This window comes from Prevotella sp. 885, from assembly GCF_002265625.1.
Taxonomy (GTDB): domain Bacteria; phylum Bacteroidota; class Bacteroidia; order Bacteroidales; family Bacteroidaceae; genus Prevotella.
Map to the genome: position 1 here is coordinate 1 of NZ_NOVE01000040.1, position 17162 is coordinate 17162.

Sequence of the window (17162 nt, forward strand, 5' to 3'; positions counted from 1 at the left end):
TCCTATAATTCTGATGATGCCGCTTCGCCTTAATTTGGCAGATAAGGACAGACGAGTTAATTTCAATTTTAAACAAAGATTGGAGGAAGGAAGACACCGTCACATTAAGGAATGGACGGATGAAAACCTTTCTCCAAATTTGGTGGTCAAGCGCATCAATACTATAGGTAAAAAATGCGCAGGATTTTAAAGCGATTTTGAACACCCTACCTTTCGGGTGTAATATCAAGCAAACCGTTTGATATTACACCCGAAAGGGTATAATTGTTATTAGAGAATTCTAAACTATTACATATAACAAAGTCCTGTGTTCAGGAGATTGTCTGTTGTGGTCTTTATGCGCAAGCGATACTTGTCGGCGTAATAGACATTCATTATTCGGCGTGCCTCGAAGGGTGATGGGGTGAGAGCGAGAGCTACGTGTCCCATTGTGCGTCGCAGATTTAGCTCCACGCACGGATGGAGGAGGAAGCCTTCGCCTTCCTTACGTGCCACCGCCATCATGTCGATGCCGAAAGCACCTGCGTAAACTCCCTTAAACTGCGGAGCGAGGATAGACCGTATGTCGTCGCAGACCTTGTCCAAGAGCTGCATGTCCACACAACGCGACAACATCTCACGCTTGTCTTTCTCCGTGGCACAGAGTCCACCCGTATAGGCTCCGCCGCTTGTGGCGAAAAGCGAAAGACCGCTATATGACACCACGCCGTCTTTGTTGACACAGAACTCCATACCAAAATCGCACACCTTGGCGTAAAGCGGTTCCACCATTATGCCGCCCTGCTGACGGACAATGTTAGCAGCCCAACCGGAGAGGCGGGCGTAATCGTCAGGAGTGCGGACATAGCGTACGCCTCTGCCGCTACTGCTCCACGGCGACTTAAGCACAGCCTGACAGCCGTAACGCTCCACAGTCTCAGACACGCTCTCCATCGTCTCGCAATAACAGCTCTCCCCTACCAATCCATTATGGCTATTGACCAAGACGGGCAGCAACTCGCTTGCCGCAAACCTGCGGCTGCTCATCTGACGTACTGTGGAAAGCACTTCGTCCGACGGCATACAGCCGGCAAGTGCACCGTTGGCACGCAGGAGCTGATCCTTAAGAGTGATGTCCCACCCCCAAGGATCGATAATAAGATTGTCAACGAAGGGCGTCAAGCCTTTAATGTCAGCCAACGACACGAAAGCCACGTCGTGCGCATATTTCCTGACATGGCGGACCGACTCTAATGCCGCAGCTACATCGTCCACAAGCACGAAGTCGCCTTCGTCAGCCCATAACGCAGGAAGAAAACCAAGATCGGCACGCATCTGCCTACCCGCATGAGGAGCCGTGAAGCGCTTCAGATTGGCAGCCAAGGCAATGTCGTGCTCAGGATTGAATATATGAAGCCTCATTTAGTCTCTCCTGAAAATATCTCTTGTGTAAACCTTATCCTTCACATCATCCAGACTGACATCGTAGCGGTTGGCGATGATGGCATTGCTGAGTCGCTTAAACTCGTCGAGGTCGCCTACGACACGGCTTCCGAAGAACGTGGTGCCGTCCTGAAGCGTCGGCTCATAGATGATGACCTGCGCTCCCTTAGCCTTGATGCGCTTCATGATGCCCTGAATGCTGCTCTGGCGGAAGTTGTCCGAATTGGATTTCATCGTGAGACGGTAAACACCGATGGTACACGGTTTCTCCTCGTCCGGATTCCAGTCGCCATGGTTATAATAGTCGTAATATCCAGCCTTGGCAAGCACGCGGTCCGCAATGAAATCCTTGCGTGTACGATTGCTCTCCACAATAGCCTCAATCAGATTCTCGGGCACGTCCTTATAGTTGGCAAGGAGCTGCTTCGTGTCCTTAGGCAGACAATAGCCGCCATATCCGAAAGACGGATTGTTATATTGGTCGCCGATACGCGGGTCGAGGCTTACGCCCTTGATGATGGCCTGTGTGTCAAGCCCCTTCATCTCAGCGTAAGTATCAAGCTCATTGAAGTAGCTCACACGCAATGCGAGGTAAGTATTGGCGAAGAGCTTCACAGCCTCAGCCTCGGTAAGTCCCATGAAGAGCGTGTCAACGTCCTCTTTCAGCGCACCTTCCTTCAGCAGGGCGGCAAACGTGCGTGCAGCCTCGTCAAGGCTGTCGGCATGGTCGGACAAGTCGGACGAAGGACGTCCTACGATGATGCGACTCGGGTAAAGATTGTCGTACAGAGCCTTGCTCTCACGAAGGAATTCGGGCGAGAAGACAAGGCGAAGGTCTCTGCCATACTTTTCATAAAGTCCTGCGCAGTAACCCACGGGGATGGTGCTCTTTATCACCATCACGGCATTGGGATTCACTTCTCGCACGAGATTGATGACCTCCTCCACGTGAGAAGTGTCGAAGTAGTTCTTCACCGGATCATAATTGGTAGGCGCGGCTATCACTACGAAGTCGGCATCGCTGTAAGCGTCGCGTCCGTCGAGTGTAGCTATGAGATTGAGCTGCTTCTCGGCAAGGTATTTCTCAATATAGTCGTCCTGTATGGGAGAAATACGATTATTGATTTTTTCCACCTTCTCGGCTATAACGTCCACAGCCTTGACCTGATGGTGCTGGGCAAGAAGCGTGGCAATGCTCATGCCCACATAACCGGTGCCAGCAACAGCCACCTTTATCTTTTTGAAGTCATTCATGTTAGTCGGTTTTATTTTACGGAAAGCAAATATACGCTTTTTCACCCGAATCGAAAAAGCGAAATGCAAAAAAACAAAAAAATATTAGATTTTGTAATATTGAGTTTGCAAATCCAAATTATATTCATACCTTTGCATAGTTTAAGAATTTATATAAAACAAAGAAAACGCAAGCAAGAATGGAATCTTTCTTCAAGACCCACACTTACCTCGTCGAGCACATGACGGCTTCCGTCAGGCGCACCTTGATGGACGAAATCGACTGGAACGACCGGTTGATTGGCATCAAGGGTTCGAGAGGCATCGGCAAGACCACCTTCTTGCTTCAATATGCTAAGGAAAACTTCGGACCGAGAGACCGCCGATGTCTTTACGTCAACATGAACAACTTCTACTTCCAAGGCCGTGGCATTGCCGACTTCGCATCAGACTTTGCGGCTCAAGGAGGAAAAGTGTTGCTCATCGACCAGATTTTCAAGAAGCCGGACTGGAGCAATGAGTTGCGCACATGCTACAACCAATGCCCCAATCTGAAGATAGTCTTCACCGGATCGAGCGTGATGCGGCTGAAGGAGGAAAATCCTGAGCTGAAAGACATCGTAAAGAGCTATAACCTCCGCGGATTCTCGTTCAGGGAATACGTAAACCTACAGACTGGAAACAACTTCCCCGTTCTTTCACTCAACGACATCATCAGACGCCACGCAGAAATAGCTGCCGAGATAACGAGCAAGGCAGACATAGCGACGCTGTTCGGCGAGTATCTGCACCACGGATTCTATCCGTTCTTCCTCGAGCACCGCAACTTCGAGGAGAATCTGCTGAAGACGATGAACATGATGACGGAGGTGGACATTCTCTTCATCAAGCAGATAGAGCTGAAGTATCTGACGAAGATAAAGAAGCTGTTCTATCTTCTTGCCGTGGAAGGGCCGAAAGCCCCGAACATCAGCAATCTGGCTCAAGAGATTGAGACAAGCCGTGCAACGGTGATGAACTACATAAAATATCTCTCCGACGCACGCCTTATTAATATAATGTATCATCCGGGCGACGATTTCCCGAAGAAACCGTCAAAGGTGATGATGCACAACCCCAACCTCATGTATACCATCTATCCCTACATAGCTGACACGCAGGAGGTGATGGAGACTTTCCTTGTGAACGCCCTCTGGAAGGACCACGTCGTCAACCAGGGCAAGCAGGACGCCTGCTACATCATTGACAACATGAGGAAGCTGAAGGTGGTGGACTATGCCAAGAGCCTGAAACTCCGCAACAATGCAGACACCACTTACGCCGTATACAACACCACGGAAGGCGGCAACGGACGCGTGCCGCTATGGATGTTCGGCATGACATACTGAGAACCACAAAAAGCCTGACCCCTTGCGGTTCTCACAAAAGCCGCATCGGAAAAGGAAAGAAAAATAAAGAAACAACTATACATTAACATTTTATTTAAAAACAAAATGGCTAAAGAAAAAAAGTTTATCACTTGTGATGGTAACACAGCTGCCGCTCATGTAAGCTATATGTTTACTGAGGTTGCTGCCATCTACCCTATCACTCCGTCATCACCGATGGCAGAGCATGTAGATGAATGGGCTGCCAAAGGTCGTAAGAACCTTTTCGGTCAGAAGGTCTCTATCCAGGAGATGGAGTCGGAAGGCGGCGCAGCTGGTGCATTGCACGGTTCGCTTCAGGCAGGTGCCCTGACATCAACATACACTGCTTCGCAGGGTCTGTTGCTTATGATTCCTAACATGTACAAGATTGCAGGCGAGCTGCTTCCTTGCGTGTTCAACGTTTCGGCACGTACACTGGCATCACACTCACTTTGTATCTTTGGTGACCATCAGGACGTTATGGCTTGCCGTCAGACAGGCTTCGCTATGTTCTGCTCTGGTTCTGTACAGGAAGTTATGGACCTCTCTGCAGTTCCTCACCTCGCTACTCTCGAGACACAGGTTCCGTTTATCAACTTCTTCGACGGTTTCCGCACATCTCACGAGTATCACAAGATCGAGGAGATGGACATGGAAGACATCCGTCCGCTCGTAAATCAGGAATACATCAAGCGTTTCCGCGACCGTGCCCTCACTCCTGAGCGCCCTGTTACACGCGGTACTGCTGAGAACCCTGAGACATTCTTCACACACCGTGAGGCTTGCAACGAGTACTACGACCGCATCCCTGAGGTAGTGGAGAAGTACTGCCAGGAGATGACTAAGATCACAGGTCGCGAGTATCACCTCTTCAACTACTACGGAGCTGAGGACGCTGAGAACGTAATCATCCTCATGGGTTCTGCTACAGAGCCTGCACGTGAGGCTATCGACTACCTCAACAAGCAGGGCAAGAAGGTAGGTATGGTTGCTGTTCACCTCTATCGTCCGTTCTCTGTTGACTTCCTTAAGAAGACTCTTCCCGCTACTGTTAAGCGCATCGCTGTGCTTGACCGCACTAAGGAGCCGGGTGCTGAGGGCGAACCTCTGTACCTCGACGTTAAGTCAGCTCTCTACAACGACGAGCGCAAGCCGCTTATCGTTGGTGGCCGTTACGGTCTCGGTTCTTCAGATACAACTCCTGCTAAGATCGTTGCTGTATTCAAGAACCTCGAGCTTCCGCAGCCTAAGAACCACTTCACAGTGGGCATCGTTGACGACGTTACATTCACATCACTTCCTGAGGAGGAAGAGATCCCGATGGGTGGCGACGACCTGTTCGAGGCTAAGTTCTACGGACTCGGTGCTGACGGTACTGTAGGTGCTAACAAGAACTCAGTACAGATTATCGGTAACAACACCAACAAGTACTGCCAGGCTTACTTCTCTTACGACTCAAAGAAGTCAGGTGGTTTCACTTGCTCACACCTCCGTTTCGGCGACAGCCCCATCCACAGCGCATACCAGGTAAATACTCCTAACTTCGTGGCTTGCCACGTTCAGGCTTACCTCCACATGTATGACGTTACACGTGGTCTTCGCAAGAACGGCTTCTTCCTGTTGAACACTATCTTCGACGGTGAGGAACTCGTAAACTTCATTCCTAACAAGGTTAAGCGTTACTTCGCTCAGAACAACATCACAGTTTACTATATCAACGCCACTAAGATTGCTCAGGAGATTGGTCTCGGCAACCGTACCAACACCATCCTCCAGTCTGCATTCTTCCGCATCACAGAGGTAATTCCTTTGGATCTCGCAGTAGAGCAGATGAAGGCATTCATCGTTAAGTCTTACTCAAAGAAGGGTCAGGACGTTGTTGACAAGAACTTCGCAGCCGTTGACCGCGGTGGTGAGTACAAGCAGCTCACTGTTGATCCGGCATGGGCTAACCTCGAGGACGAGGCTCAGAAGGAAGACAACGCTCCCGCATTCGTTAAGGAGCTCGTTCGTCCTATCAACGGCCAGGCTGGTGACTTGCTGAAGGTTTCTGACTTCGTTAAGCACAACACCGTGGACGGTACATGGGAGAACGGTACTTCTGCATTCGAGAAGCGTGGTGTAGAGGCATTCGTTCCGGTATGGAACGTTGAGAACTGTATCCAGTGTAACAAGTGTTCATTCGTTTGTCCTCACGCTGCCATCCGTCCGTTCGTTCTTACAGACGAGGAGCTCGCTGGCATCGAGGGTCTCGAGACTCAGGAAATCAAGGCTCCGGCTGCTCTGAAGGGCATGCACTTCCGCATTGAGACTTCTGTACTCGACTGTCTTGGCTGCGGCAACTGTGCCGACGTTTGCCCGGGCAAGAAGAACAAGGAGACAGGTGAGCTTGAGAAGGCTCTCAAGATGGTTCCGTTCAACGTTGACGCAGAGGACATGCAGAAGGAAGCACAGAACTGGGAGTACCTCGTTCACAACGTTGCTTCTAAGCAGGATCTCGTAGACATCAAGCAGAGCCCGAAGAACTCTCAGTTCGCTCAGCCTCTGTTCGAGTTCTCTGGCGCTTGCTCTGGTTGCGGTGAGACTCCGTACGTTAAGCTCATCTCTCAGCTCTTCGGTGACCGCCAGATGATTGCCAACGCTACTGGTTGTTCTTCTATCTACTCAGCTTCTATCCCGTCAACACCTTACACAAAGAACGCTAAGGGTCAGGGTCCGGCATTCGACAACTCATTGTTCGAGGACTTCTGCGAGTTCGGTCTTGGTATGGTACTCGGTAACAAGAAGATGAAGGAGCGCATCTGCCACCTCCTCGAAGAGGCTAAGGCTGACGAGCACGTTCCTGCAGAGTTTGTTGCTGCTGCTGACAACTGGATGGCTAACATGAACGACTCTGAGGGTTCAAAGAAGGCTGCTGCAGAGCTGAAGCCGCTCATCGCTGCTGGTGCAGAGAAGGGTTGCCCGGTTTGCTCAGAGCTCAAGACTCTCGACCACTACCTCGTAAAGCGCAGCCAGTGGATTATCGGTGGCGACGGTGCTTCTTACGATATCGGTTACGGCGGTCTCGACCACGTATTGGCTTCTGGTGAGGACGTTAACATCCTCGTACTCGATACTGAGGTTTACTCTAACACTGGTGGTCAGTCATCTAAGTCAACTCCGCTCGGTGCTATCGCACAGTTCGCTGCTCAGGGCAAGCGAATCCGTAAGAAGGACCTCGGCTTGATGCAGACAACATACGGCTACATCTACGTAGCTCAGGTGGCTATGGGTGCTGACAACGCTCAGACTCTGAAGGCTATCCGTGAGGCAGAGGCTTATCCTGGACCGTCTCTCGTTATCGCTTACGCTCCGTGTATCAACCACGGTCTGAAGCGTAAGGGCGGTATGGGTCGCTCACAGAACGAGGAGAAGCTCGCTGTTGACTGCGGTTACTGGCACCTCTGGCGCTTCAACCCGCTGTTGGCTGACGAGGGCAAGAACCCGTTCACACTCGACTCTAAGGCTCCGAAGTGGGAAGACTTCCGCGACTTCCTCCTTGGTGAGGTTCGTTATCTGTCAGTACAGAAGGCATTCCCGAAGGAGGCTGACGAACTCTTCACACAGGCTGAGAAGATGGCTAAGCTCCGCTATCAGACCTACGTTCGCAAGAGCCAGGAGGACTGGAGCGAGCAGCTCTAATAAGCAATATTAATACAATTAATCTATAAGAAACGGCAACATTGAATAATACAGATATTCGATGTTGCCGTTTTTTACAGATATACATTATTATATATATAGGTAGATAAAATCATATAGGATAATGAACGAGACAATTAAAACTCTTGAGACACGCCGTAGCGTGCGCTGCTTTGACGCAGAAAGAATGCCGTCTGAGGAGATGATAAAGCAGATTGTAGAGGCTGGCGAGTATGCACCTACGGGTAGAGGAAAGCAGTCGCCACGCATTGTAGTGGTTACCAACAAGCAGACACGCGACCTTCTCTCCTCTCTTAACGCACGTGTGATGGGCGTGGAGAGCGATCCTTTCTATGGCGCACCGGTCATTCTGCTTGTACTCGCAGACCGCGAACGTCCCACATACATTTATGACGGTTCGCTCGTGATGGGCAATCTGATGAATGCCGCTCACTCTTTAGGACTTGGCAGCTGCTGGATTCATCGCGCCAAGGAGATTTTCGATTCGGAAGAAGGCAAGGCTCTGCTGAAGGAATGGGGCATCGAAGGCAACTATGAAGGCATCGGACACGTGGCTCTCGGTTACGCAAAGGGCGATGTAAGAGAAGCAATGCCAAGAAAAGAAGACTATGCTGTTTGGGTAAGATAAGGCCATAAAAAAAGACAACAAAAGCAACATATAACTACAAATACGACATCAATATTATGTTGTATTGAGCTTATAATGTTGCTTTTGTTGTCTTTTATTATTCTGTTTAGTTTGCCTTCACTATGACATCAGCTTTAAGATAGCTAATCCTCGAAGCCTTCACTCTTTATAACGCTTATACCGTCAATGAGTTCGGGAGCGCCACCGCCACGAGTAATGTCGCTGTAAGCCTTGCGCTGATCTGACATTTCTATGCTGATATCACGACGGACATGTCGGTCTGGGTCTCTCAGACTATGGGAGAACAGCCATTCGTACGTCTTCTTCAGATAGAAGACACGAGCCGGAGCTCCATGACCAGCTCCCTGCCACCAGTTATAAAGCAGTCGTTGGTCGTTACCTTCGCTCTTCAGTTTCTCCACCACCGTCTTCGAACAGTTAACCGAAACGGCACGGTCTGCTGTTCCATGGATTATCCAGAACGGCAGTTTTCCAAGTCCGCTGACGTCTTTTAACGACGTGCCACCGCAAAGAGCCATACCCGCCGCTATTCGGTCGGGATAAGTGCCGCAGACGTCCATCGTACCATAACCGCCCAGACTCATGCCTATGACATACACTCTTGTGGTGTCACAAGGATAGCGTTTAGCCACCCAGTCGAGCACATCCATCACCTTCTTCGGACTCCATGCTCCACCAGGATTCTGCGGCACAATGGTAAGCGCCTCTATCTCGCGTCCCTTAACAATAGCGTCAAGCGGACCATATCTTCTCACACGGTCCAGATTGCGTCCGCAAAGGCTGGCACCATGCAGGAAGATAACAACCGGAGTCTGCTCCTGAGAATAAAAATAGTCAATAGGAGTATATACCCAGAAATTATAACCGTCAGGTATCGAGTCCTTCACAGCACGCAGAAAGTCGTGGGCAGACAATCTCATAACCGACATAAGAAGGACCATAAATAGCAATATTCTCTTCTTCATATCCCAAAGTTAGTAATTATTCAGCAAAGCCGCACATAAATTCAACTTCTTTACAAGACGTTAATAGGCGTTTACACAAAAAAAATACGTATCTTTGCAAGTACGATATCCGACGATATCGTAATCGTCAATATATGAAATAATCAAATAGGATATGGAAGTAATAAAGACTGATATTGAAGGTGTGGTAATAATAGAGCCACGCATATTCAAGGATGCCCGAGGATATTTCTTCGAGAGTTTTTCACAAAGGGAGTTTGACGAGAAAGTACGTCATATTGACTTTTGTCAGGACAACGAGAGCATGTCATCCTATGGTGTCATGCGAGGACTGCATTTCCAGCGTCCGCCTTACACGCAGAGCAAGCTCGTGCGTTGCGTAAAAGGCGCCGTACTTGACGTGGCTGTGGACATACGCAAAGGCTCGCCCACATACGGCAAGCACGTTGCTGTGGAACTTACAGAGGACAATCACAGACAGTTCTTCGTACCGCGTGGCTTTGCACATGGCTTCGCCGTACTTAGCGAAACCGCCGTTTTCCAGTATAAATGCGACAACTTCTACCATCCTGAAGCAGACGGTGGCATATCCATTCTTGACGATTCGCTCGGCATAGACTGGAAAATTCCTACAGAGCACGCCATCCTGTCAGAGAAAGACACAAAGCATGATCTGTTGAAAGACTTCGACAGTCCGTTCGACATCAATGTAGACTTGTATAAATAATCAAATATCTTCAAATTCAATGAATATATTAGTAACGGGTGCTAATGGTCAGCTTGGCAACGAAATGCGTATCGTTAGCAAGAACTCTGCAGACCATTATATTTTTACGGATGTCAATCAGGTGGAAGGTCTGGAGACCACTTACCTTGATATCACAGATATGGAAGCCATCCGCAAGATGGTGAAAGACAACGATGTGAAAGCCATCATTAACTGTGCAGCATGGACCAATGTGGACGCATGCGAGACAGACGAGAAGCTGGCAGCCTTGGCTGAGAAGCTCAATGCAGACGCTCCTGAGAACCTTGCAAAGGCAATGAAGGAGGCAAACGGCATTCTCATTCAGATAAGCACAGACTACGTTTTCGGCAAAGAGCCATACAACGTGCCTTGCAACCCTGACCAGAAGGGAACTCCAACTGGCGTTTATGGAATGACAAAGCTTCATGGCGAGCAGAAAATCATTGCCACCGGATGTAAGTATGTCATCATACGTACGGCTTGGCTCTATTCGGAGTTCGGCAAGAACTTCTGCAAGACAATGCTGAACCTCACCGCCACCAAGCCTCAGCTGAAGGTTGTGTTCGACCAGTGTGGCACTCCGACATACGCTCTCGACCTTGCCAACGCCATCCAAACCATTCTGGAAAAGATGAAGACGGAGGCAGACAATGCAAAATACGTCGGCGTCTACCACTTCTCTAATGAAGGTGTATGCTCTTGGTACGACTTCACACAGATGATTGCACGTATCTCCGGTCACACCGATTGCGACATCCAACCATGTTACAGTTCAGAATATCCCTCTCCCGTGACTCGTCCTGCCTACTCTGTCCTCGACAAGCGAAGCATCAAGGAAACCTTCGGTGTAAAGGTGCCTTACTGGGTTGACTCATTGGAGAAATGCATAGCAAACCTTGAGACTAAATAATTTAACACTAATCATTAAAAAACAGAAGAGAATGAAGAACATTATCATAACTGGTGGAGCCGGATTTATAGGCTCACATGTGGTAAGACTGTTTGTAAACAAGTATCCCGAATACCACATCATCAACATAGATAAGCTCACATACGCTGGCAACCTTGCCAACCTCAAGGACATCGAGGACCGTCCTAACTATACATTCGTGAAGTGCGACATCTGCGACTTCGAGACAATTATGGACGTGATGAAGAAGTACGAGGTGGACGGAATAATCCATCTTGCAGCAGAAAGCCACGTCGACCGTTCCATTAAGGATCCCTTCACATTCGCACGAACCAACGTCATGGGTACGCTGACGCTGCTTCAGGCTGCAAAGCTTTATTGGGAAAGCCTACCTGAGAAGTACGAAGGCAAGCGCTTCTATCACATCTCCACCGACGAGGTTTACGGAGCACTGGAGCTTACCAATCCCGAGGGCATCGAGTCGCCTTTCACAACAAAGGCTTCTTCAGAGCATCATCACGCCTACGGCACCGAGTTCTTCCTGGAGACAACAAAGTATAACCCACACTCTCCTTACTCGGCATCAAAGGCATCGAGCGATCATTTCGTACGCGCATTCCACGACACCTACGGCATGCCGACCATCGTGACCAACTGCTCTAACAACTATGGTCCTTACCAGTTCCCGGAGAAGCTCATCCCTCTCTTCATCAACAATATCCGCCATCGCAAGCCTCTTCCCGTCTACGGCGAGGGCCTCAACGTTCGCGACTGGCTCTACGTGGAAGACCACGCACGTGCCATCGACCTCATCTTCCATAAGGGCAAAGTGGCTGACACATACAACATCGGCGGCTTCAACGAGTGGAAGAATATCGACATCATCCACGTGCTTATCAAGACCGTTGACCGCCTGCTCGGTCGTGAAGAGGGAGAAGACCTCAACCTTATCACTCACGTGACAGACCGTATGGGGCACGATATGCGTTATGCAATCGACTCTCGCAAACTCCAGCGCGAACTCGGCTGGGAGCCGTCCCTTCAGTTTGAGGAAGGCATCGAGAAGACCGTACGCTGGTATCTCGACAATCAGGAGTGGATGGACAACGTAACGTCTGGCGACTACCTGAAGTATTACGAAAGCATGTATAAGGACAGATAATCCTACAAACACAAAGCAGCGGTTACATCATATAAAAGTAACCGCTGCTTTTGTATTTTATTTATTTTCATACATATACATACAGCAAGAGGTCGGACTGAAATATCAATCCGACCTCTTGCTGTTTTTGTATCTTAAAACTTGCCTATAAAATAAAAGCAATCTATTATTTTTAACGGATGCGGTCCGCAGCTCTCACCAGTTTCTCGTCGTGCAGGATGCCGGCACGCGCCATCACATTAAGGATGACAGCCACAGCAGGAAGACATGCCACGAACGCAATATGGAACGAAGCCGAAGGATCGATGACGTTTCTTGTCACCACACCGAGAACAATATACCATGCCACGAGCAGAAACTCGTTGCACAGACAAAGGCTCGCCTGAAGCTTTCTGTTACGGAAGAGGAAGATGGTGCCGAGGCTGAGCACGCTGCTGAGAAGCAGGATGCCGAACAAGCCACAAACCGAATAGTCCACCGAATCACCCTTATCCAAGAACAGATTGTTGAGCTTGAAGCTTGCGCCCATTCCTGCTGGTTCCACAGTGCCTAAAGGCTGGCACAGACAAACTACAGAAACGATGAACGCAATCAGAAGAAATATGCTTTGCTTACGCTGTATCATATTCTTACGTGTATATGCTATACATTAATAATATATACGCCACACATTAAGCCTGCTCCTGAACGGGGGCATTGTCCTGAGCGGGGTCGCGATAATACACATTTCCCTCAATGAACTCCTCAGTGGCAAGCAGCGTCGGCTTCGGAAGCTTCTCATAGTAGCGTGAGATCTCAATCTGCTCACGATTCTCAAAAACCTCCTCAAGCGAGTCGTTGTAGGAAGCAAACTCAGCAAGTTTCTTGTTGAGGTCCTGCTTGATCTCCACTGAAATCTGGTTAGCACGCTTAGCGATGATAGCAACACTCTCGTAAATGTTTCCGGTTTCCTCACACAGGTCCATGATGTTGCGTGTGACTGTGTTTACCGGTGCTTTTGACTTTTTATAATCCATTTGTATACTAATATGTATTTTTTATTTTCAGTCCTTTGTCACTTCCTTGCACTTGCTGATGAATTTTTCAGCCATGCTCTTGTTCTTCGAGTCTGGATATTCGTTAATAAATCCGTAGCACTCGTCCTCTGCGTCCTGGAAGCGCTCCAGCTTCTTCTCCTCCACACTCTGCTGCGCCAACTCAAACTTGCTCTTCATGACAAGAAGGGCGAATTTCTCACGCAGTTTCGTATAAGGATAGTCCTTCAGCGCGTTCTGCGAAGTGATAATGCAAGCCTCATAGTTGTTGCCGCCATAGGTGCAGTTGCCGAAATACTGTCCGAGGTCGTAATAGAGCTGAGCCGAATAAAACTCCTTCTGCACGAGCTTGTCCTGCAACTCGAAGAGCAGATTCTGCGCTTCCTCTCTGCGCGATCCGTCCGGGAAAAGGTCCAGATACTCCTGGAAAGCGGAGATGGCGTTCACCGTCTGCGACTGGTCGAGACGCGGCTCCGGTGTGCAGTTGTAGAGGCTCATACCGATAAAGAATTCGGCTTCCTCTGCATAAGCGCCCTTTGGATAATTCTGATAGTATTTCTTGAATGCTGCGGCAGCACCCTCATAGTCTTTGGTGTTATATTCAGACATAGCGAGCATGTACAGACTCTCCTGGGCATTGTCCGTTCCTTTCTGTAGCGTCACAAGTCCCTGAAGCAAAGTAGAGGCACGCACATACTTGCCATTAGCGAAGCATTCCTTGGCGTATTCGTATTTGTAGGTATTGTCAGTTGTCTTATATACCCTGTTGAATTCGTTGGCGCAACTGGTAAACAATAGCGCCGAAAGAAGTATGCCGAATATCGATTTCTTCATATTATAACTCGTTTTGAATTGCAAAAATACACATTATTCCCCGATTCTCAAAACGATGTTCTCCTTTTTTAAGTAGATGTATGCCTTTTTTAAGTAAAAATCAGCATTCACTTGCCTATTTACAGGCTTTTTAGTATTTTTGCCAATCATCGGAGCCTGTTTTGACTTACGCAAACAGCTCCTTAACCATTTATCTGATATGGATTTCAAGATAACATCAAGATTCGCCCCCACCGGCGACCAGCCACAGGCCATCAAGAGTCTTACGGAGGGAATACGTCAAGGCGACAAGGCACAGGTGCTGCTCGGTGTGACAGGTTCGGGAAAGACGTTCACGATGGCTAATGTCATCGCCAACATCGGACGCCCCACCCTTATCCTCAGCCACAACAAGACGCTTGCTGCACAGTTGTACGAGGAGATGAAAGGTTTCTTCCCGGACAACGCCGTGGAATACTATGTTTCGTACTATGACTATTACCAGCCGGAAGCCTACCTGCCTTCGTCGGACACATACATAGAGAAAGACCTCGCCATCAATGAGGACATCGACAAGCTTCGCCTCTCTGCCGTCAGCGCCCTGCTCTCTGGCAGAAAGGACGTCATCGTCGTGTCGTCCGTATCGTGCATTTACGGTATGGGCGGTCCTACGGCTATGGCCAACAGCGTCATAGGCGTTAAGCGTGGCGACACCATTGAGCGCAACATGTTTCTGCGCAAACTCGTCGACGCACTATACATCCGCAACGACATCGACTTGGTGCGTGGTACGTTCCGCGTAAAGGGCGACACGGTGGACATAGCTATGGCTTACAGCGACAACATTCTGCGCATAACATGGTGGGACGACGAGATTGACTCTATAGAAGAGCTCGACAGCGTGACGTTCCATCGCCTGGCTTCTTTCGAGGAATATCAGATTTATCCTGCCAATCTCTTTGTCACTTCCAAGGAGCAGACCGAGCATGCCATTCGTCTTATTCAAGACGACCTGCTCAAGCAAGTGGACTTCTTCAACGACCTTGGCGACCATATCCGTGCGCAGCGCATCAAGGAACGCGTCGAGTATGACATGGAGATGATAAAGGAGCTTGGACATTGTTCGGGCATTGAGAACTATTCGCGCTACTTCGACGGACGCGAACCAGGCGAACGTCCTTACTGCCTGCTCGACTTCTTCCCCAAGGACTATCTCATGTTCATCGATGAGAGTCACGTCAGCGTGCCCCAGATAGGCGCCATGTATGGTGGCGACCGCGCCCGCAAGCAGAACCTTGTGGAATACGGATTCCGTCTGCCTGCCGCCTTTGACAACCGTCCGTTAAGGTTTGAGGAATTTATGGAGATGACCAATCAGGTGGTGTACGTGTCTGCCACACCAGCCGACTTCGAGATGAATGAGGCTGAGGGCGTTGTCGTAGAGCAGATTATCCGTCCCACCGGACTCCTCGATCCCATCATTGACGTACGTCCGAGCGAGAATCAGATTGACGACCTGCTGGAAGAGATTCTCATACGTAAGGAGCATGAGGAGCGTGTGCTTGTCACCACGCTGACGAAGCGTATGGCTGAGGAGCTGACGGAGTATCTGCTCTCTCACGACGTACGCGCCAACTATATCCATAGCGACGTTGCCACTCTTGACCGCGTAAAGATAATGAACGACCTGCGAGCCGGCGTTTACGACGTGCTCGTCGGCGTAAACCTTCTGCGTGAGGGACTTGACCTTCCTGAAGTGTCGCTCGTTGCCATTCTGGATGCCGACAAGGAAGGCTTCCTCAGAAGCCATCGCTCGCTTACGCAGACTGCCGGACGTGCCGCACGTAACGTCAACGGCATGGTGATAATGTACGCTGACCGCATCACGGACAGCATGCAGAAGACCATCGACGAGACAGCACGCCGCCGACAGATACAGCTTCGCTACAATGAGGAGCACGGCATCGTGCCGCAACAGATTCGTAAGGACATCAAGGGTTCGCTTGCTTCTCTCTCGCAGTCGGCTGACGGTCAGCCTGTTGCAGCTGCTTCGTCAAGCAGTTCAAGCACCGGCACAAAGCCTAAGCAGTATCAGCCGTATATCGAGCCAGACACGTACGCTTACGCCGCCGACCCGATAGTGAAGCGCATGACGAAGAAGCAGCTGGAGAAGAGCATCGCAGACACCACCACGCTTATGAAGGAGGCAGCCAAAAACCTCGACTTCCTGCAAGCGGCACAGTATCGCGACGAGATTGTAAGGCTTCAGGATTTGCTCGAAAACCAGCAAGATTGACGTAAAATTACGTTAAGCCGTAATAAATAACATACTGCAACGAGTATGTAATATACAAAGTTTCACTAACTTTGCACTTGTCAAAGCACCGCAAACGCATTGACAAGTACAAATTAATGCAATCATAAACAAAGAAAGGAACCATAAAAATGATTAGAAATCTGATTATAGCTATCCTTCTCTGCAGCCCGCTTTTCTGCCAGGCACAGAGCGAATGGGAGACTCCGGATGCTGTAAAAGCGAAAACCGAGAAGCCTAAGAAAGCCGATAAGGAAGAGGCAAAGAAGGAAGCGGTCAAGGACATAAAGGACTGGAAGTACATCCAGGAGGGCGCCGTGCCAGAGGTTGACGGCAAGGTGGTATTTTCCTCAGACATCGATCTGCCAGGCATGACAGCCGAAGAGATTTACGACAAGACATACGCTGCCTTGGACACTCTCGCACACAGCGAGAATCAGATACAGAGCGGCATAGCCATCGTCAACCGCAAGCAGCACATCATCGCAGCCCGCTATACGGAATGGTTGGAATTTTCAAGATCGTTTATCTCGGTAGACCGCACAAAATTCAATTACACCATCATCGCCAAGTGCGCCGACGGCAAGCTGCACGTAACACTCGAACGCATATCGTACAGCTATGACGAAGGTCGCCCGTCAGCCATGCACACCACTGCCGACAAATGGATAAACGACAAGAACGCCGTAAACAAGAAGCGCACCAAGCTGCTCATAGGTCCGGCTAAGTTCCGTCGTAAGACCATTGACCGCAAGGACGAGATATTCACATTCATAAAAGAAGCATTAACAACTAAGTAGA

General features: G+C 49.5%; 15 protein-coding genes. 9 read left to right on the forward strand and 6 right to left on the reverse strand.

The genetic code is table 11. The features are described 5' to 3' along the window. Positions 1–190: hypothetical protein (locus CHL74_RS15995; RefSeq protein WP_217901456.1), on the forward strand; the 190-nt coding region annotated here is incomplete at its 5' end. Positions 191–288: 98 nt separating this feature from the next. Here CHL74_RS15995 and CHL74_RS11125 read toward each other — a convergent pair. Beyond that, positions 289–1401 carry a hypothetical protein gene (locus CHL74_RS11125; RefSeq protein WP_094881223.1) on the reverse strand — a complete coding sequence of 371 codons (1113 nt, stop codon included), beginning with the start codon at positions 1399–1401 and terminating at the stop codon, positions 289–291. After that, positions 1402–2676 (reverse strand): nucleotide sugar dehydrogenase, encoded by a 1275-nt coding sequence (locus tag CHL74_RS11130; RefSeq protein ID WP_094881224.1) that lies wholly within the window; start codon positions 2674–2676, stop codon positions 1402–1404. It abuts the gene before it with no gap. Between the two features lie 179 nt (positions 2677–2855). Between CHL74_RS11130 and CHL74_RS11135 the strand changes: the two genes are divergently transcribed. From CHL74_RS11135 to CHL74_RS11145, 3 genes are all read left to right on the forward strand, one after another. Continuing rightward, positions 2856–4043, forward strand: a complete 1188-nt coding sequence (locus CHL74_RS11135; RefSeq protein ID WP_094881225.1) for an ATP-binding protein — start codon at positions 2856–2858, stop codon at positions 4041–4043. A 105-nt stretch (positions 4044–4148) separates the two neighbouring features. Further along, a complete protein-coding gene (gene nifJ, locus CHL74_RS11140; RefSeq protein ID WP_094881226.1) occupies positions 4149–7745 on the forward strand; it encodes a pyruvate:ferredoxin (flavodoxin) oxidoreductase in 3597 nt (1198 codons plus the stop codon). A gap of 124 nt (positions 7746–7869) precedes the next feature. Further along, complete coding sequence (locus CHL74_RS11145; protein ID WP_094881227.1) at positions 7870–8394, forward strand: nitroreductase; 525 nt, start codon at positions 7870–7872, stop codon at positions 8392–8394. Positions 8395–8537: 143 nt separating this feature from the next. Here CHL74_RS11145 and CHL74_RS11150 read toward each other — a convergent pair whose 3' ends face one another. Next, positions 8538–9380, reverse strand: a complete 843-nt coding sequence (locus CHL74_RS11150; RefSeq protein ID WP_094881228.1) for a prolyl oligopeptidase family serine peptidase — start codon at positions 9378–9380, stop codon at positions 8538–8540. 154 nt (positions 9381–9534) lie between these two features. Here CHL74_RS11150 and rfbC point away from each other — a divergent pair, with 154 nt between their 5' ends. The 3 genes from rfbC to CHL74_RS11165 are packed head-to-tail and all read left to right on the forward strand — an operon-like array spanning position 9535 to position 12200. Further along, on the forward strand, positions 9535–10107 hold the full coding sequence (gene rfbC / locus CHL74_RS11155) for a dTDP-4-dehydrorhamnose 3,5-epimerase (protein ID WP_094881229.1): 573 nt from the start codon (positions 9535–9537) through the stop codon (positions 10105–10107). 19 nt (positions 10108–10126) lie between these two features. Then, a complete protein-coding gene (rfbD, locus tag CHL74_RS11160) occupies positions 10127–11038 on the forward strand; it encodes a dTDP-4-dehydrorhamnose reductase (protein ID WP_094881230.1) in 912 nt (303 codons plus the stop codon). A gap of 31 nt (positions 11039–11069) precedes the next feature. Continuing rightward, positions 11070–12200, forward strand: a complete 1131-nt coding sequence (locus CHL74_RS11165; protein ID WP_094881231.1) for a dTDP-glucose 4,6-dehydratase — start codon at positions 11070–11072, stop codon at positions 12198–12200. Between the two features lie 172 nt (positions 12201–12372). On the opposite strand, the gene CHL74_RS11170 is transcribed toward CHL74_RS11165, so the two are convergent. From CHL74_RS11170 to CHL74_RS11180, 3 genes are read right to left on the reverse strand one after another with little or no spacing between them, the layout of a single operon-like run. Further along, positions 12373–12825 (reverse strand): DUF4293 domain-containing protein, encoded by a 453-nt coding sequence (locus tag CHL74_RS11170; RefSeq protein ID WP_094881232.1) that lies wholly within the window; start codon positions 12823–12825, stop codon positions 12373–12375. A gap of 46 nt (positions 12826–12871) precedes the next feature. Next, on the reverse strand, positions 12872–13216 hold the full coding sequence (locus CHL74_RS11175) for a DNA-directed RNA polymerase subunit omega (RefSeq protein ID WP_094881233.1): 345 nt from the start codon (positions 13214–13216) through the stop codon (positions 12872–12874). A gap of 27 nt (positions 13217–13243) precedes the next feature. Beyond that, positions 13244–14068, reverse strand: coding sequence for an outer membrane protein assembly factor BamD (locus CHL74_RS11180; protein ID WP_094881234.1), 825 nt, complete (start codon positions 14066–14068; stop codon positions 13244–13246). A 199-nt stretch (positions 14069–14267) separates the two neighbouring features. Between CHL74_RS11180 and uvrB the strand changes: the two genes are divergently transcribed. Beyond that, entirely contained in the window at positions 14268–16343 is a 2076-nt protein-coding gene (gene uvrB, locus CHL74_RS11185; protein WP_094881235.1) for an excinuclease ABC subunit UvrB, read from the forward strand. A gap of 149 nt (positions 16344–16492) precedes the next feature. Continuing rightward, positions 16493–17161 carry a DUF4468 domain-containing protein gene (locus CHL74_RS11190; protein WP_094881236.1) on the forward strand — a complete coding sequence of 223 codons (669 nt, stop codon included), beginning with the start codon at positions 16493–16495 and terminating at the stop codon, positions 17159–17161. Position 17162: the final 1 nt, after the last annotated feature.